Annotated in this window: 22 protein-coding genes, 1 tRNA gene and 1 pseudogene; 12 read left to right on the forward strand and 12 right to left on the reverse strand. The window is 41.7% G+C overall.

The genetic code is table 11. The features are described 5' to 3' along the window. Positions 1–201 precede the first annotated feature (201 nt). Positions 202–292: transfer RNA gene (locus tag LDO37_RS23060), tRNA-Ser, on the reverse strand. A gap of 347 nt (positions 293–639) precedes the next feature. On the opposite strand from LDO37_RS23060, the gene LDO37_RS23065 reads away from it, so the two are divergent. Next, the gene (locus tag LDO37_RS23065) at positions 640–1,326 is read left to right on the forward strand and encodes a MaoC family dehydratase (protein ID WP_126606437.1); all 687 of its coding nucleotides are present in this window, start codon (positions 640–642) and stop codon (positions 1,324–1,326) included. A gap of 62 nt (positions 1,327–1,388) precedes the next feature. Here the strand turns inward: LDO37_RS23065 and LDO37_RS23070 are convergent, their stop codons facing one another. Next, on the reverse strand, positions 1,389–2,207 hold the full coding sequence (locus tag LDO37_RS23070) for a phosphate ABC transporter substrate-binding protein (RefSeq protein WP_126606436.1): 819 nt from the start codon (positions 2,205–2,207) through the stop codon (positions 1,389–1,391). Positions 2,208–2,475: 268 nt separating this feature from the next. Here LDO37_RS23070 and LDO37_RS23075 point away from each other — a divergent pair, with 268 nt between their 5' ends. Next, entirely contained in the window at positions 2,476–2,835 is a 360-nt protein-coding gene (locus LDO37_RS23075) for a DUF3024 domain-containing protein (RefSeq protein WP_126606435.1), read from the forward strand. Between the two features lie 63 nt (positions 2,836–2,898). Here LDO37_RS23075 and LDO37_RS23080 read toward each other — a convergent pair whose 3' ends face one another. Next, complete coding sequence (locus LDO37_RS23080; protein ID WP_126606434.1) at positions 2,899–3,729, reverse strand: helix-turn-helix domain-containing protein; 831 nt, start codon at positions 3,727–3,729, stop codon at positions 2,899–2,901. A gap of 245 nt (positions 3,730–3,974) precedes the next feature. Next, the gene (gene rnb, locus LDO37_RS23085; RefSeq protein ID WP_126606433.1) at positions 3,975–5,945 is read right to left on the reverse strand and encodes an exoribonuclease II; all 1,971 of its coding nucleotides are present in this window, start codon (positions 5,943–5,945) and stop codon (positions 3,975–3,977) included. Between the two features lie 380 nt (positions 5,946–6,325). On the opposite strand from rnb, the gene LDO37_RS23090 reads away from it, so the two are divergent. Further along, a complete protein-coding gene (locus tag LDO37_RS23090; RefSeq protein ID WP_101114455.1) occupies positions 6,326–8,236 on the forward strand; it encodes a DEAD/DEAH box helicase in 1,911 nt (636 codons plus the stop codon). Positions 8,237–8,342: 106 nt separating this feature from the next. On the opposite strand, the gene LDO37_RS23095 is transcribed toward LDO37_RS23090, so the two are convergent. Then, the gene (locus LDO37_RS23095; protein ID WP_126606432.1) at positions 8,343–8,999 is read right to left on the reverse strand and encodes a glutathione S-transferase family protein; all 657 of its coding nucleotides are present in this window, start codon (positions 8,997–8,999) and stop codon (positions 8,343–8,345) included. Positions 9,000–9,156: 157 nt separating this feature from the next. On the opposite strand from LDO37_RS23095, the gene LDO37_RS23100 reads away from it, so the two are divergent. Further along, positions 9,157–10,005 (forward strand): LysR family transcriptional regulator, encoded by an 849-nt coding sequence (locus tag LDO37_RS23100; RefSeq protein ID WP_126606431.1) that lies wholly within the window; start codon positions 9,157–9,159, stop codon positions 10,003–10,005. A 41-nt stretch (positions 10,006–10,046) separates the two neighbouring features. Here LDO37_RS23100 and LDO37_RS23105 read toward each other — a convergent pair whose 3' ends face one another. Next, positions 10,047–11,441: a methyl-accepting chemotaxis protein gene (locus tag LDO37_RS23105; protein ID WP_224055927.1), complete on the reverse strand. Its 1,395-nt coding sequence runs from the start codon at positions 11,439–11,441 to the stop codon at positions 10,047–10,049. 77 nt (positions 11,442–11,518) lie between these two features. Here LDO37_RS23105 and LDO37_RS23110 point away from each other — a divergent pair. Continuing rightward, positions 11,519–12,670, forward strand: a pseudogene (locus tag LDO37_RS23110) (transposase); the annotation flags it as partial. A 30-nt stretch (positions 12,671–12,700) separates the two neighbouring features. Here the strand turns inward: LDO37_RS23110 and LDO37_RS23115 are convergent. Further along, on the reverse strand, positions 12,701–12,934 hold the full coding sequence (locus tag LDO37_RS23115) for a hypothetical protein (RefSeq protein WP_224055907.1): 234 nt from the start codon (positions 12,932–12,934) through the stop codon (positions 12,701–12,703). A gap of 707 nt (positions 12,935–13,641) precedes the next feature. Here LDO37_RS23115 and LDO37_RS23120 point away from each other — a divergent pair. Further along, on the forward strand, positions 13,642–13,833 hold the full coding sequence (locus tag LDO37_RS23120; RefSeq protein ID WP_224055908.1) for a hypothetical protein: 192 nt from the start codon (positions 13,642–13,644) through the stop codon (positions 13,831–13,833). A gap of 68 nt (positions 13,834–13,901) precedes the next feature. Here the strand turns inward: LDO37_RS23120 and LDO37_RS23125 are convergent, their stop codons facing one another. The 4 genes from LDO37_RS23125 to LDO37_RS23140 all read right to left on the reverse strand — a co-directional run bounded on the left by LDO37_RS23125 (position 13,902) and on the right by LDO37_RS23140 (position 19,369). Further along, positions 13,902–14,459, reverse strand: a complete 558-nt coding sequence (locus tag LDO37_RS23125) for a PhnA domain-containing protein (RefSeq protein WP_126607782.1) — start codon at positions 14,457–14,459, stop codon at positions 13,902–13,904. Positions 14,460–14,642: 183 nt separating this feature from the next. Continuing rightward, positions 14,643–17,051, reverse strand: coding sequence for a VolA/Pla-1 family phospholipase (locus LDO37_RS23130; protein WP_126607781.1), 2,409 nt, complete (start codon positions 17,049–17,051; stop codon positions 14,643–14,645). 14 nt (positions 17,052–17,065) lie between these two features. Continuing rightward, positions 17,066–18,316 carry an outer membrane protein transport protein gene (locus LDO37_RS23135; RefSeq protein ID WP_126607780.1) on the reverse strand — a complete coding sequence of 417 codons (1,251 nt, stop codon included), beginning with the start codon at positions 18,314–18,316 and terminating at the stop codon, positions 17,066–17,068. 273 nt (positions 18,317–18,589) lie between these two features. Continuing rightward, complete coding sequence (locus LDO37_RS23140; RefSeq protein WP_126607779.1) at positions 18,590–19,369, reverse strand: M48 family metallopeptidase; 780 nt, start codon at positions 19,367–19,369, stop codon at positions 18,590–18,592. A gap of 64 nt (positions 19,370–19,433) precedes the next feature. On the opposite strand from LDO37_RS23140, the gene LDO37_RS23145 reads away from it, so the two are divergent. The 6 genes from LDO37_RS23145 to cutA all read left to right on the forward strand — a co-directional run bounded on the left by LDO37_RS23145 (position 19,434) and on the right by cutA (position 23,699). Next, positions 19,434–19,877, forward strand: coding sequence for a hotdog fold thioesterase (locus tag LDO37_RS23145; protein ID WP_126607778.1), 444 nt, complete (start codon positions 19,434–19,436; stop codon positions 19,875–19,877). After that, positions 19,877–20,110, forward strand: a complete 234-nt coding sequence (locus LDO37_RS23150; RefSeq protein ID WP_126607777.1) for a DUF3389 domain-containing protein — start codon at positions 19,877–19,879, stop codon at positions 20,108–20,110. The genes LDO37_RS23145 and LDO37_RS23150 overlap by 1 nt, the downstream gene beginning before the upstream one ends. Positions 20,111–20,227: 117 nt before the next feature. Then, entirely contained in the window at positions 20,228–21,934 is a 1,707-nt protein-coding gene (locus LDO37_RS23155; RefSeq protein WP_126607776.1) for an SgrR family transcriptional regulator, read from the forward strand. 183 nt (positions 21,935–22,117) lie between these two features. Further along, a complete protein-coding gene (locus LDO37_RS23160) occupies positions 22,118–22,969 on the forward strand; it encodes a DMT family transporter (protein WP_126607775.1) in 852 nt (283 codons plus the stop codon). A gap of 76 nt (positions 22,970–23,045) precedes the next feature. Further along, positions 23,046–23,297 carry a hypothetical protein gene (locus tag LDO37_RS23165; protein ID WP_126607774.1) on the forward strand — a complete coding sequence of 84 codons (252 nt, stop codon included), beginning with the start codon at positions 23,046–23,048 and terminating at the stop codon, positions 23,295–23,297. A gap of 78 nt (positions 23,298–23,375) precedes the next feature. Next, positions 23,376–23,699 (forward strand): divalent-cation tolerance protein CutA, encoded by a 324-nt coding sequence (gene cutA, locus LDO37_RS23170; protein ID WP_126607773.1) that lies wholly within the window; start codon positions 23,376–23,378, stop codon positions 23,697–23,699. Here the strand turns inward: cutA and LDO37_RS23175 are convergent. Continuing rightward, on the reverse strand, positions 23,696–24,328 hold the full coding sequence (locus LDO37_RS23175; protein ID WP_126607772.1) for a DUF2238 domain-containing protein: 633 nt from the start codon (positions 24,326–24,328) through the stop codon (positions 23,696–23,698). The two genes, cutA and LDO37_RS23175, sit on opposite strands and share 4 nt — an antisense overlap. Between the last annotated feature and the right edge of the window lie 78 nt (positions 24,329–24,406).

Below are 24,406 nucleotides of genomic sequence, written 5' to 3' on the forward strand. Positions count from 1 at the left end.
ACTAAGAGCGATTTCCTTTGCGGATGCTCGCCCATCCATATGTTAGCCTCATCTTATGTACACTTGACAACTAGAAGACTAGATAGCGACTAACCTTCGAGAATTTGCCGAATAAGTAAAAAAGAGGCATCTCTGTTTTTCGAAACTTTCTAAGATTAAAACGTAAAAAGGGCGCTGTTAAAACAGCGCCCTTTTTCAATGTGGCGGAGAGATAGGGATTTGAACCCTAGATACGCTATTAACGTATGCCGGTTTTCAAGACCGGTGCTTTCAACCACTCAGCCATCTCTCCGTTGCGGTGCAAATATTATGTAAATGCTCGATCCTTGTAAAGGAATAAATTAAGTTTTTAAAACGTTTGGCGGTATTTTGAACGATATGGTGACTTAGCACTCATTGATTTGTATTGAATTGACAAAAGAGAGTAATAAATAGCGAAATGTTAAAAATATAATCAATTTACCTTGTGACTGAAGGGGATAATAAAATATTGTTTTATTATTTATCTTTTTGTTTTTTATGGATATATGATGTTTCAGACAACACTTGTTCGCCCGAAAGTATTTGCCACTTTTACTAATCTCATTCAAAATTACTATTAAGAACTCTTATGAGAGTTGTTGTGTAGTAAGGTAAAATATGAAAGTTGTTGATATTCTCAAACACAAAAGTGAGTCACTGGCTAAGAAGCATCATTTCGAGTTTCGTGAATTGATGTCTCCGATGCTGCGTGAATACTGGAGTGATATTGTTAATAGAGCGCACGCGCAACATCTTTTTCCATGGGTAAAAGATCACAGTACACCTGCAGTTAATGAAGAGTCTCCACAAGTAGACAAAACACTTATTTCAATGTCGAAAGAGGCGGAAGAGCTGTATCTCGAATTGCAGAATCAATTAAATGAAGAGATTCATGTCGGTGATTGGGCTACGATCGACCAAGAGCGTATTAACGCGTTTGGCCTAGTGACGGAAGATATGCAGTGGATACATACCGATCCAGAGCGTGCTTCTCTAGAGTCACCGTTCAAAACACCAGTAGCGCACGGTTTTCTTACATTGTCGATGCTCTCTAAGCTCACAGACAGCGTTGACCCCGAGAACCCGCAGTTTCCTGCTGCAAAAATGACGGTAAACATTGGGTTGAACCATGTTCGTTTCCCATATCCAGTGAAAGCCGGAAATCGCATTCGTGCTAGAAGTAAGCTTCTTAAAGTTACTCCAGTTTCTAAAGGCATAGAAATTGAGCGTGAAATTAAAGTGGAAATTGAAGGTATTCGCCGACCAGGGTGTGTTGTTGTGTCGGTAATTCGATTAGTAATATAGTCGTTAATTAACATAAAAAGGCTGTCAAGTGGCAGCCTTTTTATATTTTTGGATGTCATTTATTAATCAGAGGAGTGAATTCCGGTGTAGCCGTAGTCCTCAATTAACATCTGACCTTTATTCGACAAAACATATTTTATGAACAACTTTCCTTGTTCTGTAATCGTTTCTTTATCGTGAAACAGTAGAAATGGCCGCGACAGTTCATATTTATTATTTGCGATGTTTTGACTTGTTGGTGTTACATTTTCAAAAGATATCGCCTTCACAGAGCGGTCAACTGAGCCTAGTGAGATAAAACCAATCGCTTGAGGGTTATGGTTCACTATCGTTTTCACCATGCTATTGCTGTTTACGACTAGGTTTTCAGCGTTAATATTGGACACTAAGCGGTTATTGACGACTTTAGTTAGCCCAAGCAAGCTTTCAAAACTGTAACGAGTCCCAGATGACGTTTCTCTCGTCACGACAGCGATAGTTCGATCTTCGCCTCCAAGTTGTTTCCAGTTACTCACTTTCCCTAAATAAATATCCGTCAGCTGCTTACGCGATAAATTCTTTATGGTGTTAGCGCGGTTAACAACGACAGCTAATCCGTCGAATGCGATGGGGTAAACAGCCAGCGACTCGTCGAATTCTGCATCCGTCAAATAGCGAGAGCTCATCCCAATTTCAGCTACGCCTTTCTTTACCAAAGTTATTCCAGCGGTTGAGCCTATTCCTTGAATAGCGACAAAAGTGTCAGGGTGCTCTGAATTGTATTTTTCTGCGACCACATCCATGATGCGGCTCATGGATGTCGAGCCAGTAACATTGATTTCATTGGCATGTATAGAAAAAACAAACAAGGAAAAAAAAGCGGCAAACACAACGCGAAACATAGATTACTCCATATAGTGGATATTATTTCGAGCCATCATATGTCGTAAGAATGACATTTTTGTGAATCCTCTTGTTACAAGCAGTATTGACATAACTCTACTGATATTTGATTCACTTAAGTTCATTTTTTTGAGCGTGCTTAATCCTGAACGAACAGGTATGGAGTTAGTCTTAGGCGAGTAATTGATGAAAATATTCGCTCAATAAAGGATAAAACTGAGAAGTGGGTTTATAGTTATTGTGGGGTAAAGGAAGGAGGATAGATCCATGTTGGTATGTGATATTGACCGCCAACGCCTCGATAAGCTGGCAAGCAAACTGTGCGAACACAGAAACCAAGGCTTGCCCATTGAGCATGGAAAAGCGCATTTTGAGGTTCTAGAATCGGGAGTATTGTTTACTAAATCCTTTTTTAAATTGGATTCAGGGCACCCAGATTATTCAAAAGATGTAGCAAAAGTAGAATTCGACCCAGATGAACACACTTGGCAGTTGTTCGTCAATAAGCGTCAGAAGGAATCGTTGTCGAAAGTGTGGCACCCACATCCGGTGGTGCCACGCAGTAGAGATTTGTCACAAGTGTTTTCGGTGATCGAATCAGACCAAGAGAACTGTATTTGGTACTGATTCCTCATTAAAAGCAAATTGGCGAATTTATCTCATTTCAATGCGCCGCTATGAGAACTAGGTTCACATAGTGGCGTGTCTGAGTTCCTCACGGTTCCAGTTAATGCGAGAGCGGAATTCTTTAGGCGTCATACCTTGAATGCTCTTAAACGCAGTACTGAAGTGTGCAGCGCTTTTAAAGCCGCTTTGGAAAGCAATTTCGCAAATAGACTCATGAGAAGCACGCAGTTGGTTCGCTGCGTAGTTTATACGCTTTTCCTTCAATAGGTGCGAGAACGAGAGCTCTTCAGCAGACAAACGTCGCTTAAGCGTCGCAGGAGACATACCTAGTGTGCGAGAAACGCTTTCAAGCGAGATTTCGCTTTGAATATTTTTTTCAATATGCTGGATAACTCGCTGGCTAACTTTTAGCTCAAATGAGTTGTGAATCAAGCGTCTAAGGCTTGGGTTCACTTTTAGCATCTCGCTCACAAGCGCTCTAGCAAGAAACTCTGCTGTTTCGTTTGGTCCTTTTGCTTCTTCTAAAATACCGATAAGCAAATCTTGGATGGATTGCGCGACGACATCATCAGAATCGAATTTAACAAAGGAATTCTCTTGCTTACCAAAGACGTAATCTTCAGTGCCAGCTTTGATGCTTTGTAAAATTGAAGTATCCAAATGGATAGCTGTTGCGTTAATTGCGTTATTCTCAAGATCCGTTTTTACATCAGTCAGCAGTGAGATATCCAATAAAGTAAATTCTCCACTGCTTAACTTTCCAATAACGCCATCGGGAAATTTGAATGAAGCGCTGCCTTCAATCACCATAAAAATGACTGGATTGGCGGCGTGATATCTATCACGATCTCGTTGTTGGAAATTGCTGAACTTTTGTAGGGTTACATTCGCCATAGCACTTCTCTGTTTTTGTTTCTTCCGTAACTTAATTATTTCTATTGAGTTTTTGAAATCAAGGAAAGTTGAGCTGAATTATGACTGATGCCAATTAATGAGACAACTAGAAGTTTGTTAACGTAAGTAATTGATAAGGCGTTGCTTTAACTGAAATGCGCATTTTATTTAATGAAAACAAAAAGAGCTCTCCTTTCTTAGAGAGCTCTTAAGTGATTATTTTTTATATAAACTTTGAGAAGTGTTTAGTTTGTTCCAAAAACTTTAGTTGGTTTCGCGACAAGGTTACGATTTTCAAGGTTGACATCGATCAAGATAATTTCAAGCACATCACCTAGTTGCCACTCAACAGACTTATCGATGATGACTTGACCGAGTTCACTGTTACATTCAATGCGTTCTTTATTATCTAAAATTTGTGAGCTCGGTATAAAAGCAGACGCACCATTTTCCAAAATACGGATACGAGCGCCAGCTCTATTTACGTCAAAAATCTCACCTTGGAAACAGGTTTTGTTCTTAGGTGCATCTATCAACGTACGTGCATATAACCAATCACCGACATTGCGTTCTGCAATTTTATGATGCTTGCGATGAAGCGCTAATTCTTCACCAACTTGATCATCGGGCTTTTGTACCGGTTCCTTACCAAGGATGAGTGCTTTTAGCATACGGTGGTTAATCATGTCACCGTATTTACGAATAGGTGAAGTCCACGTTGCGTAAATATCCAAACCCATGGCGTAGTGCGCTTCTGGTTGGTTACCCATTTCACTGTATGCTTGATATTTTCGGATGCGATTATCTAAATACGACGTATCTTGGTTACTCAACCAACGACGGATTTTGCTGAATCCTTCTAGAGATTTCGCTTCTTCAGCGGTAAATGGTTCAGCGTTGTCGGTGTTGATAAGCTCTAACGCTTCAGCCAATTTGTCTTCTTTGAAACCAGCATGCGTATTGAATACACCCGTACCAAAACGTTCTTTAAGCGCTTTACCCGCACAAATATTTGCGGTGATCATCGACTCTTCAACTAAGCGATTAGCGGTACGGCGTGAATCAGCATGTATTGCAATTACGTCGTTGTCTTCACTTAATTCAAACCGATAGTCTGGGCGATCAGGAAAAACAACAGCATGTTTTTCACGCCAATCTGCGCGTGCTAGTGCAAACTCATGCAAATCTTTTACTACTTCAGCAATAACATCGCTAGGTTCCCAATTGTCTGAAGAACCTGTTTCTAACCAATCTGAAACGTGGTCGTAGACTAAGCGGGCATGCGATTTGATGTTAGCAGCAAAGAATCGAATATCGTCGCCGATAACGCCATCTTTATCGACTGTGACGGAGCAGCAAAGGGCAGGGCGGATTTCATCTTCCAAGAGAGAGCAAAGTTCATCGGCTAAATCTCGTGGTAGCATTGGAATGTTTCTGCCAGGCATGTAAATCGTGAATCCACGGTCTCTAGCGACTTTATCCATTTCATCGTCTGGTGTGATGTAGGCTGTTGGGTCGGCTATTGCAATCGTGAGGTCAAAACCACCGTTGTCGTTTTTCTTAGCATATAACGCATCGTCCATATCTTTCGTTGATTCACCATCAATCGTAACGAAAGGAACGTTTGTCATATCGACGCGTTCAAGATCTGCATCGTCTTTAAGTTCCCAATTATCGATGCCAGCCGGTTCACTGTTTGGCAGGTCATTTTGGGCTAGGGTTACCCACCAAGGTGCTATCTTGTCGTTCGCGTCGGTGATTTTTTTTGAAATTTCGGCAAAGAACCCGTTTTCGCCATTAAGAGGATGGCGTGTCAAATGAGCCACTACCCAATCACCTTCATTTAAGGTTTCTGGGTTTAGCCCTTTCTTGGCTTTTGCTTTTAATGAGAGCTTTTTTAGTTGGGGATGGTCTGGGGTCACGTTTAAGCGACCTTTGAACATTTTAATTCTGCCGATAAAGCGAGTCAAAGACTGCTCTATCAGTTTATCTGGTTCTGCAACTTCTTTTTCATTCTCTGTTCGGATGATGGCTTCTACTTTGTCCCCATGCATACACTTTTTCATGTAAGGAGGTGGGATAAAGAAAGAAGTCTTACTATCTACTTCTAAAAATCCAAAGCCTTTGTCTGTCGCTTTAATTGTCCCTTCTTTAGTTGGGAGGTTTTCTTTTATTTGCTGCTTTAATTGAGCTAGTAACGGGTTATCTTGAAACATCTTTATTGGTCGCTGTTAATTATCCGCTTCACTATATAGTCTGAATTTCCGCATTGCTAGATAAAGTCGAAATTTTCCCCTGATTTAGTGGGGTTGAAAGCTTTATAAAGTAGAGGGTCGAAGATGCAAAAGTGTGCAATATGTCCATTTGATGACCCAAAAAAGAGGAAAACAATGAAAAATGTGATGAATTTCAATTTTTTCTGGCATTTCTTGTGCTTTTCAGGCAGAATCCGTCTCCCTTAATGATGTCCCTAGCGGCTTGATGCGTTTTATTACTTATCCGCATCTGAACGGAGTCAGTATACCTTCTGGATTGGTATTGGAATTGGTAGAGCACGTGGGACCGTTTGTTTTTGTTTTAATATAGTGGGATCCCAATGCAAGATTCTGTAATTCAGTTTAGTGAATTAGCACTTAATGACGCCATTCTTTCTTCACTTGAAGGTATGGGGTTCGTTTCTCCAACTCCAATTCAAGCAGCAGCTATTCCTCATCTTCTTGAAGGAAAAGATGCTCTAGGTAAAGCGCAGACAGGTACGGGTAAAACTGCAGCTTTCTCTCTTCCTCTTCTTAATAAGCTTGACTTAAACCAGCGTAAGCCACAGGCAATTGTTCTTGCCCCAACTCGTGAGCTTGCGATTCAGGTAGCGGCTGAAATGAAGAACCTGGGTCAAAACATTAAAGGACTTAAAGTTCTTGAGATTTACGGTGGTGCATCCATCGTTGATCAGATGCGTGCACTGAAGTCGGGTGCGCACATTGTTGTCGGTACTCCTGGTCGAGTTCAAGATTTGATCAACCGTGATCGTCTACACCTAGATGAAGTCCACACGTTCGTTCTTGATGAAGCGGATGAAATGTTAAACATGGGCTTTGTTGATGATGTAACTTGGATCATGGAACAAGCGCCAGAAACAGCGCAGCGCGTACTGTTTTCTGCGACTATGCCTCCGATGCTTAAAAACATTGTAGAGCGCTTCCTTCGTAACCCTGAGCACATTGATGTAGCAGGTAAGAACCACACCGTTGATAAAGTAGAACAACAATTCTGGGTTGTTAAAGGTGTTGAAAAAGACGAAGCAATGTCTCGCCTTCTTGAAACAGAAGAAACGGACGCTTCAATTGTCTTTGTTCGTACTCGTCAAGATACTGAGCGTTTAGCTGATTGGTTGTCTGCGCGTGGCTTTAAAGCAGCGGCTTTGCATGGCGACATTCCTCAGTCTCAGCGTGAACGTACTGTTGATCACATCAAACAAGGTGTTATTGACATCTTAGTTGCAACTGACGTTGTTGCACGTGGTCTTGATGTTCCACGCATCACTCACGTATTTAACTACGACATCCCATTCGATGTAGAGTCATACATCCACCGCATCGGTCGTACAGGTCGTGCTGGACGTAAAGGTAAGGCGATTCTTCTTGTTCGCACTAACCAAATCCGTATGCTTCGCACTATTGAGCGAGTGACTAAGTCATCTATGGAAGAAATCCAACTTCCTATTCGCGACAAAGTAGCAGAAGCGCGTTTGGTTAAACTTGGTAATGAACTTGCTGCTGAAAAAGAGCACAAAGCATTAGACAAGTTCGGCGACTTGATTGAAAAACTTCAAGAGTCTCTAGAAATCGATGCTGCAACACTTGCAGCGATTCTTCTTAAGCGCCAACAGGGCAAACGCCCACTGTTCTACATTGGTGAAGATCCAATGATTGAAGCGATTGAGCGTGATAAGAAACGTCGTAAAGAGCGCCGTGAAGGTGGTCGCGATGGTGCACGTGGTTACGGCAATAACAACCAAGACTGGGACACTTACCAGCTTCAGGTTGGTCGTGAGCAAGGTGTACAGGTTAAAGATATCGTTGGCGCTCTAGCAAACGAGTTAGGTTTGACTAAAGGTTCTATCGGTGCAATCAAACTTGCACAAGGTCATACCTTCGTACAGCTTCCTAAAGCAATGACTTCTGAAGTTGCTGGTAAACTACGCAAACTGCGTATTCGCCAGAAAGAAGTTGGTGCCGTTGTGTGTGACTTTGATGATTTCCGCGAATCTCGTGGTCGTCGTGAAGGCGGACGTCGTGAAGGTCACCGTGGTAGCGGCGGCTATCGCGGAAACCGTGAAGGCGGTCAAGGTCGTGGAAATCGCGAGGGTGGCCGCGGAAACCGAGAAGGTGGTCAAGGTCGTGGAAACCGTGAAGGCGGCGAGCGTCGCTTCGATCGTAACCGAGGTGGTGATCACCGCGGAAGCCATCGTGGCGAAAGAGCCCCTCGCACACGCAGTGTAGAAGCGTAAAATAGAAGAAAGCAGGTCCTTGGACCTGCTTTTTTAATATTCAATTAGTGAGATTTTCGGATTAATTCTATTGCTCAGCCGTAATTATATTTATTACCCTAATTCGTTAAAGCACCGACGTTCCAGCTTCATCCTTGTTAACGATCTCTTCTTCTTTTAGTGCATCTTCTATCCATTTTTTTGTCGCATCACAGTTCATAACATGCTCTTGATAAGCCTGAGCCTCTGGTGATAGCTCAATACCGTATGTTTGGAATCTAAGTGCGACGGGCGCATACATAGCGTCGGCAATACTCCAGCGTCCAAACAACCAACCTCCTTTATTTCCAAAGGCTCTAAATTGTTCAGACCATATTTGATCTATTCTAGCTATGTCGGCTTTGGCTTCTTGCGAAAGGTGAATGCATCTTCTCGCTCGAATATTCATTGGCATTTCATTCCTTAATGCCACAAAACCTGAATGCATTTCTGATGCGAGTGACCTTGCTTTCGCTTTTTGTGCTGTGTCATCAGGCCAGGCTGTACCCGACATATAAGAATCATTGATGTATTCACAGATAGCGAGAGAATCCCAAACCGTTAGATCGCCATCAACTAAGGTAGGTACTTTTTGTGCAGGGCTGAATTTTTTTATCTTTGTATAAAACTCAGGTGTATCAAGTTGAAGTAGATTATCTTCGAATTTAACCTCTGATTTATAAAGCATTAGCCATGCGCGTAACGACCAGGTTGAGTAATTTTTATTTCCGATAACTAACAGCATTCGCATTTCCTTGTGGATGAAGTTCATTTAAAGTTAATGAAAAGTAGCGAACGAAACTAATTCGTAGTTTTTATAGATTGTATTCGAATAATGAATGGGTGATTTGAGCATTACTCATAAGAGAATATGTGAAGAGTCGTACTAAATAGGATTAGATATGGACATTGAGGCACTGCGAAGCTTTTTGGCATTTGTCGATACCGGTAGTTTCACGAGAGCGGCAAAACAGACATTCAAAACCCAATCGGCAATCAGCATGCAAATGAAAAAGCTTGAAAGTGAACTTGATAAGCCTTTGTTTGTTAAAGAGGGGAGGAACTTAGCGTTAACTGGTGACGGTCAGAGATTAGCTTTATATGCACGAAATATCCTCCAGTTACACGATGAAACGGTTAGCGAAATAAAGAACCAGCAAACTCAAACTGTAATTCGCTTGGGTTGCCCAGACGATTATGCAGATTCCATTTTACCAAACTTAGTGAGTCTACTGCATGAGGAGTTTGACAGTTTAGACTTACAAATCACTTGTGCTCCAAGTAACCGTGTGCGGATCATGCTTGATAGTGGGCGGCTTGATGTTGGTATTGTTACTAGGCTACCTAACAGTGAAGAAGGGTATCTACTTTCCAATGACATTGGAATCTGGTTTATCGGAGACAACGACAAGATATTGGAACAAAAACCCTTACCACTGGCTCTATTTCAAAAAGACTGTAAGTTTTATCACGCGGCGACAGAAGGACTTATAAAGCTTGATATCCCATTTCAAATAATATCCAGTTGTGGAAGCGCGGTGGCTCAAAGAAGCATCGTCAGAAAGGGGCTAGCGTTGGGGGCAATGGCTTCTAAAAGCATAGGCGAGGGCGTTAATAAGTTAGAATTACCTTGGTTACCCAAGTTACCGAATATTGATATTGTTTTAGTTACGTCCTCCATTGCACGAAACAAGTTCCCGCAAGATCTTGCAAGGCGTCTGAGCGACAGATATCAAACTCTATATAAATAAAAAAAGGAGCGAGTGCTCCCTTTAGATAGAATAAGAAAAATCTACACCTTAAACGCGTTTACTAGCCCATTTAAGCGCTGCGCCATAACGCTGAGCTGCTCACTGGATTGAGATGTATGACTGGTTCCAATTTCCGTCTGTTCAGCGACCTCGGAAATACTGGATATGCTGTTTCCAATACTGAGTATCTGATGTCTTTGATCCTCTGCTGAGTTCGCGATGTCGGTAGACATTTCAGCCAGTGTTTTAATTGACGCTTGTACGCTAGTTAATGCATCACCACAGTTCGTCGCTTTTTCTATCCCTAGCTCTGCTTTATGTTGGCAGTTCTCTAAAGAGTTGACTGTGTGCTGTACGCCCGTTTGCAGGTCAGAGATAATACGCTGGATATTTCCTGTAGATTCTTGTGTACGTTGGGCGAGCGTTCTAACTTCATCAGCGACAACTGCAAAACCACGACCTTGTTCACCAGCTCTTGCAGCTTCAATGGCTGCATTCAGCGCCAATAGGTTTGTTTGTTCTGCAATTTGCTTAATGACATCAAGAATGTCACCAATTTCGTTGGAGGATGCTTCCAAGTTTTCCGCTATTTTTACGGTGGCTTGTACCTCTTCTGCAACGCCTTGAATGACATCGAGGTTTTCATGAACGCTTTGGGTACCACTTGCAATCGTATCGGTCGACTCTCTGGTAGTAAGTAATGCGACTTCTACTTTTTCTGATACTAAATCTGCTGAGAGAGTAAGTTGCTCTACTCGGTTAGCCACTGCAAGTGTCTGCTCTTTTTGATCTCGAATACCCGACTGTATTTGATGCGTCACACTCGACAGCTCTTCAGCCTGAGAGGCTAATGAATCAGTGTTTCCATGGATATTTACCACGACATCACGAAGATTAGTATTCATCTTATTGAAGGCAGTTGCCATTGTGGCTAGCTCATCTTTGCCTTTGTTTTTCATAACAATAGACAAGTCTTTGTCATCAGCAATAAGAGACATGGTTCGGGTAAGTTTATTTAATGGTTTTAATATGTTTTGAGCAATTAGGCTTGAGAAAATAACAAGAGCGACAACAAAAATAAACGTATGAACTAACGTAGTCACCAATTCATCTTCGAATGCTTGTTCAACATCAGTAAAATAGACACCTGTTCCTAACACCCAATTCCACTGATTGGACTTTCCAACAAAAGAAACTTTCTTTTCTAATTCGCTACTACCTGGCTTTGGCCAATCGTAAGCAACAAAACCACTGCCTTCTGTACGAGCAGTATCGACAAATTGTCGAAACGCTTTTGAGATATAAGCAGTGTTGTGTCTGACCATATTCTTGCCGTTGAGCTCAGGCTTAATTGGGTGTGTGACCATTACACCTTCTATATCATTAAGCCAAAAATAGCCGCTACTTCCATATCGCTTTGTGTTGATCAGATCTATCGCTCTGGCTTGACCTGATCCGCCCCAACAGTTTTGGACACCAAGTTAAGTGAGTACAATCACTAACGAGGTGAACAATGACAACTAACAAAAAAACTAGAATTAAACATTCCCCTGAATTTAAGGCAGAAGCTTTGAAGCTATCAGAGAAAGTGGGAGTTGCTGCGGCAGCGAGGCAGCTCGGGTTGCATGAATCCCAGATCTACGGTTGGCGTAAGGCAATTAAAAAAGACACCAGTACCAGTCAGCGTGAAAGAGATCTCGCTGCCGAAGTCGCCAAGCTCAAAAGGCAATTGGCTGAGCAAGCTGAAGAGCTAGATATCGTAAAAAAGGCCGCCACCTACTTCGCGAAAAATCTAAAGTAGATTGCTATGAATTTATGCTAGAACACCTTCTGTGTTTCAATGTGGTCCGCATGGCTAAGGTGTTCGAAGTTTCACGAAGTGGGTTCTATTACTGGATTAAGCATCGCCACAAGTACCATCCAGCGTGAGGCAATACGCCAAAAGCTTGATGAAAAAGTCAAAAAAGCTTTTGACAATAGTAAGGGGCGTGATGGCTCAAGGCGCATCCAGAAAGAGCTAGCTGAGAATGGGGATAGCCGTAATGTTAAAACCATTGCCGCCAGTATGAAGCGTCAGGATTTAACGCCGAAAGCGGCACGCAAGTTTAAATGTACGACGGATAGCAAGCATAAGATGCCCGTAGCGCCGAACTTGCTAGCTCAAGACTTTAACGCAACGGCTCCGAATCAAAAATGGGCGGGAGATATCACGTATCTTGCCACGAGCGAAGGCTGGTTGTATCTGGCTGTCATCATCGACCTTTACTCACGACAAGTGATCGGTTGGTCAATGGATACGAGGATGACGGCAACTCTGGTCTGCGATGCATTATCAATGGCTCTGTTCCGTCGAGGGTTCCCTGAGCATGTTACTGTCCATAGTGATCGAGGTAGCCAGTATTGCTCAAAAGACTATAGGGACATAATAAGTGCTTATAACCTAAAACAAAGTATGAGTAGAAAAGGAAACTGTTGGGATAATGCGTGTGTTGAGAGCTTCTTCCATTCTATGAAAGTCGAGGCGATCCAATACGAACCGATCATGACAAGAAATGAGATGCGCCAAACGGTCTTCGAGTACATTGAGGTTGATTATAATCGGATGAGAAGGCACAGTGCTCTTGGGTATCTAAGCCCAGTTAACTTTGAACAGCAAAATGTCGCTTAATGAAGTGTCCAGTCTTGCTGGAGCAGATCAACCTTCTTCCAATGAAAGCTTTCCCTGAATGACGAGTTTTTCAATTTGATTAACTTGGCTAATACCGCTCTGAACCAAAGATTCAGCAGCTTGCTTTCTTTCGTTAATCATCTGATCTTTTAGGTTCAATGCGGAAAATAGCTTTGCGCCAAAAATTATGAGACTAGCGACAATGATAATCAGCTGTATTTTTGCTGATACATTAAGTCGATTTAATAGGCGGTTAAGCATGTGTACTCCATTGATTGCACATCGAAACATTTTAAAAATGGGCGTTGATTTTATTCTGTTATCGAATAAAAGAAATACGTAATTAACTCATAATGTTATGTAGTATCAGGTTGCTATGTTAAGTGTTTGAAACAACGTACGTTTATTAGAGATGCTCTGTGTAACAGTGTGTAACAGTAAGGTTGATATGAGCTTTTTGTTAAATTTAATTCTCTAGCATAGAAAGGTTTATTATAGATGATTAAATAAAACTAAATATTATATTTTAGATGCTTAGCACATAACTGGGTAATGTAATGAAAAATCAAAGAACATTGGCGATGATGACGACATGAGCCATGCATATAAAAAATGCTGCATATGCGGTATTTAATTCCTTAGAGTAATATGCAGGATGGATAAGAAGCTCGATGAAATAAATGGTGAGAATGAATATCTAATGGTAATTCCAAATAAATGAAAAATATCCATGTTCTCTATTTGTAAATTCTAATTATGCTTGTGAATATATATTCTAAGTAAGTGCCAGTTTAAAAGACTTGTTTGAATAAAAAGTCACTATAATTAGTTTACTAAAGCAGGTTATGTTAATGGCTTGTTTCATTAGTAAATCTAATCCGAATTTCTAATAAAAGTCATTTTTTGAATTTTTGGAATACGAATATTATCTGAGTTATCGAGAAAACAGAATAATTTGTGAGGCAATCATGGCACAGGTAATGCACATTGAAACAGTAGCTGCTCCAGGGTCTATGGAATCAAAGACCTATGCGTTAAATATCAAAGGATTGATTGCTCATTTGTTGGATATCTTGTTTGTAGAAAGCAAAGCAGAACCAAAGCACAATGTTGGTCAACTTTCATCTTACCTACAGCGCGATATCGGACTTTATCGCTAACACTTTTCGCAAGTAAAAATGCCAGCTTATTAAGCTGGCATTTTTTTATGGCAAATACAAACTTACTATCACTTTTTACGGCAGTATTCGGCAATGATAAACATTGCCTGACCATTCGCTTTGCCTTGAATATGTTTAGGGTCATCGGTTAACCCAATACCACGAACGACTGTACCTTGTTTAATGACTTGGCTAGAACCTTTAATTGGTAGGTCCTTGATGACTGTTACGTCGTCACCTTTTTTGAGTTCTACACCATTAACGTCGCGTGGTTTTTCAGCGTCGTCATCCATTCCTATCTCTGCCCACTTCGCCACGTCATCTTCTAAGTAAATCATGTCTAGTGCATCTTGTGCCCAGCTTTCTGCTGATAAACGCTTTAACTGACGCCAAGCCGTAACTTGCACTGGAGCAACAGGGCTCCACATGCTGTCGTTCAAGCAGCGCCAGTGATTAATATCTTTTGGCTCTTCAATTTCGTTTAAGCATGTTCCGCAAAGCATGATGGCATGGTCAACGGTTACCATGGAGTGTGGGGCAACAATATAAGGCTGCAGAGGCGCTTGAGATGCACACAATTCGCACTGTGAACCACAACGCTCTATCAGAGTAGATTCAGTAGACATTAAGGTCTTACCTTTGTAGGAATAAGTGGGGTGTATTATGCATTTTATCCTTACGATTAAAAGGGCATTGATGCTATTAATGTCCCGATATTTCTATTTCTTACGTCAATCTTTCTTTTCATATTTAATAGGTATAAAAAAAGAGCCCGAAGGCTCTTTTATGAATGTTAGCTAGACTCAAGATTATTCAAGAACGCTATTGGTGTTGTTAACATTACCTAAAGCATTGTCTAGGAAAAAGTCAACGAGACCTGTTTGCATCTCGGAATAATGGGCCAAATCTGCAAATGAGTTGCCTGAAGCTGTTTGCGGAGCAATAACCGTACTGTGTTTTGCTGTTGCATTGTACTGAACGAGGTGCTTATTGCCGGTTTGCGCACCTGAATTAGTATTAGTTACTGCAGTTAAAGATAGTTTATTCGCCAATGGTGTAGTACCTGCAAACGTCACCCCAGGGACTAACCCTGCCACGCTATTAGGAACTGTGTCGTCGTCTTTTGCTTGGTAGATCAAAGTAGGTGTCGACGCGACGTTAGTGAAGCTATCTGCGATTGCATATGGGTCAACGGTATCTACAACAGTCTGTGCTGCATACTTAAAAGGTAAGAATGTTTCAGAAGTTAACTTAGCGATTTCTGTTGAATCGGTAAAGCTTGTGTAGCAATCCCCAATTTTGTCTGCAGCAAGTGTTGTACAGGACGAAGCGTAATGAGCCTTGTAAATATCACTCGACTGTAGGGCGAGGTTGTGTTTAATTAGCGGCGAAAAATGTTTAGAACCAAACAGTAATTCCGCTATCTGACCGCCAGCATTTGGATATGCACCTGCACCAATACTGAATACGGTTGCCAGTGCTGTTGGCTGTTCATTGAGCGCTGAAACAGCAGAAAAACCAGTAATACCCCCTAAAGAATGCCCCATAAATTTAGGAGAGTTTGTCGTCGGGTTGTACGGGCTGAGTTCAGTGTTTGTAAAACCACCGCCAGAAAATGTCTTGGTTAGCGCAGCTCGAACACCTGCAACGTCCAAAATACTTTGACGCATGTTATCTCTTGCTACTGGTAAAGCGCCAAGATTGAGGTAATTTAAAGCACTTGCGTTTGCAGATATGGTATCGCTAATTGAACGTTCGCCATGAATAGGGTGATCAATAGCTAAAACAGCTAAATTGGCAACGCCGTTACTCACTGTATTTGCGGCAAAGCTATAGGCGTTCTCTTTTGCGGAAGTAATACCATGATGATAAATCACTAAGCCATTAATCGTGCCACTAGCAGGCGTAAACAGCAGGAATGGAACACTCTCTAAAGACTTAATTTTAGGGAAAGGTGAGTATTGAGTGATTTTGCGAGTTGGGTCTAGTGCTGTACCATCTGGCTTTTTCAACTCGATACCAAACAATTTAGCTTGTTCAGCTTGGTCAGTCAGAAGTTTGGTAGGGTCTATTGATTTTGCGACTAACTGAGCACCTACAACACCCTTTAAATCATCATCTTGTAAGGCATTTAAAACGATCGCTAAGCTTGGAGTGGCAGATTCAAATGGTGTATTTCCATATTTTGAAGCTGAGTTTTCCAAAAAGTATGGGAGCTTAATTGTCCCCTTAGTAACATTGACAGAACTCGCGGTGTAGTTCGATATAATTGCAGCGCGCTTATTGGCCGCATCTGTTGCGTCGTCTGCCACATACTTGACAAAGTTGTCATCGGCATTGAGTGAAGCTGCAAAGTCTGTAGCAGTTGCACTTAAGTCCATAGTATAGGCAGTGGATAAATCAACGCTGTTAGGGTTTGCACCATCTTTCCACTTTGCACCAATATCTGAAAGGTTTTGACCTATAAGTGAAATTGTAGGTGTGATGGAATCACCAACAGACTGTGTGGTGAACCATGAGGAATAAACAATCTTTTTGGTATCTGTTCCTTGAGAAAGTGCTAGCAATTCTTGACCTTTAATCAACTGTTGAGCTGAGGCCAAACTTCCCGTTTCATAAGTCACATTTGATGTTTTCAGAGATGCATAGCTTTGAGATGTACCTATCGCATTACCATCTTTATCAACCACATCATCAGTAATTGTAAATAGGTACTCTGTTTTTTCTTTAAATGGTACTAATGGAACGATAACTAACTGCTTACCAGAAGTTACAACTGCAAAGTCTGTACCTAGCGCTAACTCAGTCGCAACAGCAACACCAGACTCGGTCAGTTTCTTAGTTAGAGTGTATAGCTTGACCCCTTGAGTCACAGAACCATCATTAAATCCAACACCATCTAAAGTGATCGCTATGGGCATGGTGATGGAAAAGCCGTCAGCGTAGCTCATTCCTACTTTGGGGTTCGTGATCGCAGAGTCACCGCCACTAGGGATGTTTAATGTTCCATCATTTGCATTGAAGAGCAAGTTCGTCGGCAAAGGAACACTTGCATTTTTCCCTTGTAACGTAAATTTGATGGTTGTTGCGCGATTTATTGATTCTGTTAAGTACGATTCCAAGTTTATTGTTGAATCGCCTGTAACTTTGTTGTCGTTGCCACATCCAGCAAGGATTATTGCAGACGCAAGCAAGCTAATTGAGAATTTCTTAGACATCTGATATTCCTCGATTAATTGAATGTGTAGTTAACTTGTAGCGCAGAGATGTAAGCACTGCCTTTACTATCAAATGTGAATTGTTGTCCAACTGCATTTGTCTCTTTAAATGTTCCACTCTTACTTTGTACGAGTGCAAAACCTGCATCGAAGGTAATGTTGGAAGAATAAGCGTATGTCACGCCTGCGGAGTACCATGTACGATCCGAATCAGGAATACTCAGTGTAGTTTTTCCAGCTTGCTCATCAAACGCTAATCCAGCGCGAAGCGTCCAGTCAGAATCTAGCGCATAGGTTGCACCTACTGAATAGCGGTTGTTATCTGCATAGTCTTCTTCTTTCAAGAAGCAAACACCGTCTTTGAGGTCGCAATCAGCGCTCGTAGCGCGGAGCTCTTTAAATTTATTCCACATGGTACGTTGCCAGCTGTAGTGGACGCCCCATTGTTCATTCAATTGATGAAATCCAGAAAGTTCAAAAATGTCAGGCAATTCAATTTTTAATTGACCTGTCACTGAGCTTTTTGACGTATCGGAAACGATCGTTCCGCCATGATCAGTAAACTTGCCGTCATCGAAATCAAGGTTTACGGAAGAACGGTAACCCATTCCAAATCGATTGTTCTCATCCAGTTCATAGAGTGCCCCTATGTTCCAGCCAAACGCGAATGTTGTACCTTCCATTGAAATCAGTTTGTCAGAAGGGGAACCACTGAAAAATGGTGCTAATGCACCCATGTGGCGATCCAATTCTGCTATGGCATAAACTAGGTTTACACCTGCACCTACACTGAAGTTGTCGTTAACGCGGTAGGCAATATTCGGATTTAGATTAACAGAAGCAAGAGAAGTGTTACCTGCCATATCGCCAGCTGCGATCGTGTCTGGATAATCCGTACCCACACCATAAGTTGTAAAAAGACCTACACCCCAAGCCCACTTATCATCGATTGGGCTGATGTAATAAGAAGCAGGGACAAACTGCATTGGAGCAACATCTTTGGAATATTGATTGTTGGTTACGTCATTCACATCGACTTCAGGGTCGACAATAGAAATTGCACCAGAGGCTTGAGCTTTTTCAAAAAGTGTCATCGCTGCTGGGTTACGTGCAAGTACGCTGGCGTTATCGGCTACTGCAGCCTCACCAGAAAATGCGCGCCCTAAACCAGAAGCGGAGTGCTCAGCAACCTGGAATCCGGCTGCATTTACATTACACGCAAACAATATGGATATTGTAAGCAGAGAGCAGTGCTTAATTTTCATCCTTGGTCCCCTTGGGTAAGACTTGTATTTATATGAGTGGGAATAGCCATTTTGGCTATGGTTAATCTTAGAGATATGTTTCCGATTTGTTAAACAGTTGTTTAAATCATTAGTATGAAATGAGAGGTGAGTGGGATTTTATGCGACGCAAGAAAGGATTACTACTAGGGATTTTAAAAATTACAAACACATATGTGACTCAATTAACATAATTGAGTCAATGGGTTAATTAACGAGCGATAAAAGAGTTTTATTACTCGTTGTATCAATGAGTTAACTGCAGTTTGGTTTGTTACTGATCGTACCAGTGAGTGTTTTGATTCGATTTGAAAGATTAGTGATCCTAGTAGAATTCGACGGGTGGGTTGAAAGCAACTCCGGTGGATTACTCCCGCCAGAAGCAACGGCCATATTCTTCCAGAGCTCAACACTTTGGTAAGGGTCAAATCCGGCTTTCGCCATTAGGTCTAGCCCCAGTATGTCGGCTTCAGACTCTTGGCTTCTACCATAAGGCATTAAAACCCCATACTGAACACCAACGCCTAGCACACCCATTGCTAAGCTTTGGTACTCTGAATTTTGTAGACTGATGTTTGTTAATTTCAAGCCTGCATTAGCTAGCTGCGAGCTAGACAATCGTTCATTACCATGGTCAGCTAGGACGTGTGCTATTTCGTGCCCAATAACGGTTGCAAGTTGGTCTTGGTTTTTAGCTACTTTGAGTAACCCAGTGTAGACGCCAATTTTCCCACCAGGTAACGCAAATGCATTAACTTGATCGCTCTCGAATACAACGACCTCCCACTCCTTGAAGTTGGGTTGAGGGGGGATAGATTTGGTTATGGAGTCGGTAACGCACCGTACATACGCGTTTATTTTGCTATTATCGCTAATCTTTTCTTTTTCTTTCATCTGTTCGAATGAACTAGCGCCTAAATTAGCCATATCATTTGAAGAAAAGAGAAGCAGTTGATCACGACCAGTAGGTGAAGTAGTGCAAGATGCGATCATCGTTGCAGTAGTTAAAGCGATAGCAATCCGTTTTAACATCATAAACGGGCTCCATGTTTATTTTTCTGATTTTTTAAATTATATCACTTCAAGCAGGACAATTTGAATGACACAACAAGAAAGTATATGGAAGAAAGACATCAGTCTCGACATTTTAAATGCGTCGTCTAAAAACACGCTAATGGAACATTTGAATATTGTATATACCGAGATCACTGGGAGCACTATCAGTGCGACTATGCCAGTAAGTTCCATTACTCACCAGCCATTTGGCATGCTTCATGGTGGCGCGTCTGTTGTATTAGCAGAATCGCTTGGTTCTATTGCGGCTAACTTTGCGGTTGATGATGAACGCTATTGTGTCGGTTTAGATATTAACGCCAACCATGTACGTGCCATGCGAAAGGGAACGGTAACAGGGACAGCAAATCCATTGCACTTAGGGATCTCAACACAGGTTTGGCAAATAAATTTGGTTGATGAGCAAGACCGTTTAATTTGTACCAGCCGTTTAACGATTGCAGTAAAAACTCGAAAAGGCTTGGTTTAATGGTTATCACCTTTAAAAGCGGAAAAGTAATAGCGACACTTCACGAAATTGTTGTCAAGATTGATGGCGATCACCGTACCACGCTGCACTCTCAAGTTGATGCGATTACACTTATAGGCAAAGGTGCCAATGTCATAACTTCTAATAGTTCAGAAACAAAGTGGTCCGTAAAACTTGATAATGACGAGCAACTTATGGAACTTTCGAAGCATATTGGGATCCATATTCAGTAATTGATGATTATCGAAATTACTGAATACAGTCGGGCTTTCTTGATGTAGTGCTTTGGTGAGTGCAATGATAAAATAAGGAAATCTGTTGTTCTTTCTTCTTGGAGAGTTTTCCCCATTATGAGTAGCCCACGCCTTCGAAGCCAGTTTGAAACGTTATTCGAGCATTACAATGGAACCGACAGTAACGTTCAATTAGAAGATATCACCGAAATATTGTTTTGTACTCGCCGAAACGCACGAATTGTACTGAATAAGCTTGCAGAAGAAGGTTGGATAGAGTGGCACCCTGCAGCTGGTAGGGGGAAGCTTTCTCAGCTCCTTTTCCGGAGAAACAAACAAGACGTGAGTGAAAACTTAGCCAAGCGCTATTTAGAAGAAGGGAAAATAGGTCAAGCTCTTAATGTTTTGGAGCGCGATGCCACACGGTTAACCCAAGTAATACAAGATTACCTAGGGCTACAACATCAAGAAGGTCAGCAGGTGGTGCGATTACCGTATTACCGCGCACTGAAAATGCTAAACCCCCATAAACCTACACGTCGTTCCGAACAGCATATTATTAGGCAGGTATTTTCAGGGCTAACTAAGCTTGATGAAAACGAACAGGTTCAAGGTGATCTGGCGCACGATTGGGAAATGATCACTGCGAAACATTGGCGTTTTTACATTCGCCCGGGTGTCCGTTGTCATAATGGGAATTTGCTCACGTCGCAGGATGTTGTACAAAGCCTGTCACATTCAGCGCGTTGTTCGATGTTTGATCATATTGACAAGGTAGAAGAGGTGTCCGCCTACGTTGTTGATATCCATCTTTCCATGCCAGACTGGCACCTGCCGTTACTACTTACCGAAACCAAAGCCAAAATACTGCCTTCGAATCAACTACCAGACGATCAAATGGATCGTATGCCAATTGGCACTGGTCCATATAGGGTACTACTTAATGATGATAAACGGTTAGTTTTGGAAGCTTTTGATGGGTATTTTGGATTTAGACCGCTTATCGATAAGGTCGAGGTTTGGGTAATTGACGAAACCTATTCAACACTTGTTTATCCAAGCCTTCAGCACCCAACTAAGCCGGCTCATCGCGATCATGAAGATGTAGAACTTGACCCCGGTTGTACCTATCTATTGTTAAATTTAAAGAACGGGTTAGCGAAAGATAAGCGATGGGCAAACTATTTTTGTTCACGTTTAAACTGTTTCAACGTATTCGAACTTATGCCGAAAGATAAGATTGTTGAGCAAGGGCTCTTACATGCGCATGGATTAAAGCCTGGTTGGTTCCACTGTCACCCAGCGCCTCCAGAACCCGTCCCTTCCAAAGGCACTGTTGTGAAAGTGGCATATCACTGTTTCCACCCTGGTTTTAAAATGTACGCTAAAGCCATTGAGGAGTTGCTTAAAAAAGACGGATTGACCGTTGAATACATTCGATACGATGTAGAACCTGAGTGTATGAAAGACATTGATGTTTGGATAAAACCAATGGGGATTAGCACAAATAGAGACGATGGATTGTTAGGTTGGTTTTTAAGTTACGGTGACATCCATAATATGTGCAAGCCCGAGCAGTTCGAAAAATGGCGATCATTAATTAATACTTGGCGCGCAGAACCCGATAGCGCATTTCCCGCAAAACAATTGGGAAAAGAGTTAGTAGAAAGCCAAGTCGTTATTCCAATGTTTCATGGCTGGTTAGGGTTAAGCAAAGATCAATGTGGCTCACTTCAAAACGCAAAAACTAATGCACTAGGGTGGTTTGACTTTAGTAACGTCTGGGTGAAGCCAGATACTGTTATGCCAGATGTATCGAAGTAAGGTCTATTTAAGATCTTCATTAACGTCGTTATTCAGAGTGTTACAAAGATAGCCTTTCACTGTATCACGTGTATTGGGTTAATTGTGTATATTCCATATGATTATAAAACCAGCGAAAATAGGCTGGTTTTATAATTGTAACGAGGCGATGATGAGGTTAATCATGATGAATGGATTAGCTTGATGCCTTCAATACGAACCCAACTTTATATACTTTTTGCTATGACCGCCTTTGCGGGCAATTCGGTGCTCTGTAGGCTTGCACTAGCAGATGGAAAGATTGACCCAGGCACTTTTACTTCTATACGGCTCATTTCTGGTGCAATTACACTGTTTGTATTGGTTATGCTGAGCAACAAAACCAGACGTTCTTCATTACTTTCAAACGAATTCAGTATCAAAGGTAGCCTTCTTCTTTTCGGTTATGCCATTACTTTTTCATACGCCTATATTGACCTTTCAACCGGAAGTGGTGCGCTTATATTGTTTGGGTTAGTTCAACTTACCATTATCTTTACGTCACTCGTCCAAGGCATAAAAATGCGTTTTCTAGCACTGGTGGGAATGATCGTTTCTTTTGCAGGTTTAATCATTTTACTTCTTCCAAGTGCTACTCAGCCAGATTTCACTAGCGCGTCACTCATGGCGATATCTGGCATATGTTGGGGATGGTATACTCTGCACGGTAAAAGCAGCCAAACACCACTTATTTCAACTCAGCTCAATTTTATAGGGGCGTCAATTCCAATATTTCTTGTATTACCTTGGATTATTGATTGGAGTGGTACAACCCAAGAGGGTGTCGTTTATGCAGTACTGTCTGGAAGTGTTGCCTCAGGTGTTGGATACGCAATATGGTATCTGGCGGTTAAGGAGCTTTCAGGTCTTCAGGCCGGTGTAGTACAGCTTTCTGTGCCAGTAATTGCTGCTTTTGGAGGTCTTGTGTTTGTAGGAGAAGCGATAACGTTTTGGTTTGCAGTATCTTCTGTTTTAGTACTTGGGGGAATTGGGCTGACACTTTTTTCTCGAGACTAGTGAAAATCTCAGCAACAAGTGTCACCGAAGCTGTACTGCTTCACGCCTATTCTAACCAATTTTAAGTGAGAGTATCGTGGCGAAACCCAATAAAAAGCAACCAACAAAAACGGTTGATGTTTTTTGTTCAAAATGCCGAACAAAGCTCTACAAATATCGAAAGGGTGGGAAGGGATCCCTTGTAAAATGTTTTATCGAAAGGATAGTTGAAGACTACACGGACAAGTCATGTACATGTCCCAGTTGTGGGATAGAATTTGCACGCCAAACCATCATTCGAGGTGTCTCTGCGAACAAGATGATTGGCGGTAAAGTTTTTGCAAAATAAGATGTTTGAAAAACAATGGTTGGTCATTTGCCACTCAAAAAAAGAATAACGTAAAATTTTTAGAAGGAAAACGCCTAAATGTCTGACTCTGAATTTTGTATTGTACTTAGCACCGTCAACAATGATGTGGTTAAGCGAAAGGTCATCAATGGCTTACTTTCCGAAAGATTATCCGCTTGTATCCAAGTGATGCCTATCGAGAGCTACTATGTATGGGACGACAAGGTGTGCCAAGATGACGAGCAACTGCTGATAATTAAAACTCAATCCAAACTGTATAAAAGAATCGAGAATACCATCAAGAAGCTGCACAATTATGATGTTCCGCAAATTGTACAGCTTCCAATCGAATCTGGTTTACCTGACTATTTAGAATGGGTGAAAAATAATACCCTTGGCTAAACTCTGTTGACCGCAATAGAGCTCTCGAGGCTCTTGTATTTATATAAGAATACCCCTAAAGCAGTTACTGCACCTAAGGTGTCGCACAGCATGTCACGTTGTGCATCCCATATGTCACCTTGTGAGCCTAAAAACGCAATCCCCTCATCCCCGCCCGCTAGATCGGCATACCACCACTCAATAATCTCATAAGCCGCAGCCACGCTCATTATTGCAAACAAGCCAAATAAAGATGAGATGACAAGAGAGGCGTGACCTTTTCTATACAAGTACTCAGCAATTGGGTAAGCCCAAAATCCGATAGAGTAGTGTGCCACGCGATCGTAATGATTACGCTCCGATCCAATTAGGTTGTTAAACCAATCGAACGGGACTTCTGCAAAGGTATATTTTGCCCCTATGGTGTGCATGAATAGCCAAACAAACATGAATAGGTATGCCGTGTTACTAAATTGGAATTTTTGGTAGGTCAAAACAATAAGAAGAAATGCGAGTACCACAGGAATAATTTCTGCTGTCCAAACAGCCCAAGAGGCTGGGCTAATCATAGAGAAGGCTAAAATAGCAATGTAATTGATGGACAAGAGAGTGAGTAATCGATTTTTTAGAATTAAGCGCATGGAGTTCATTTTCTCACCTTATATGCTGATTCAACGACGCAATTATACATATAATCGAACACCGTGCAATTATGGGGTTATAGAGAA

The sequence above is a fragment of the Vibrio penaeicida genome (assembly GCF_019977755.1).
Taxonomy (GTDB): Bacteria; Pseudomonadota; Gammaproteobacteria; order Enterobacterales; family Vibrionaceae; genus Vibrio; species Vibrio penaeicida.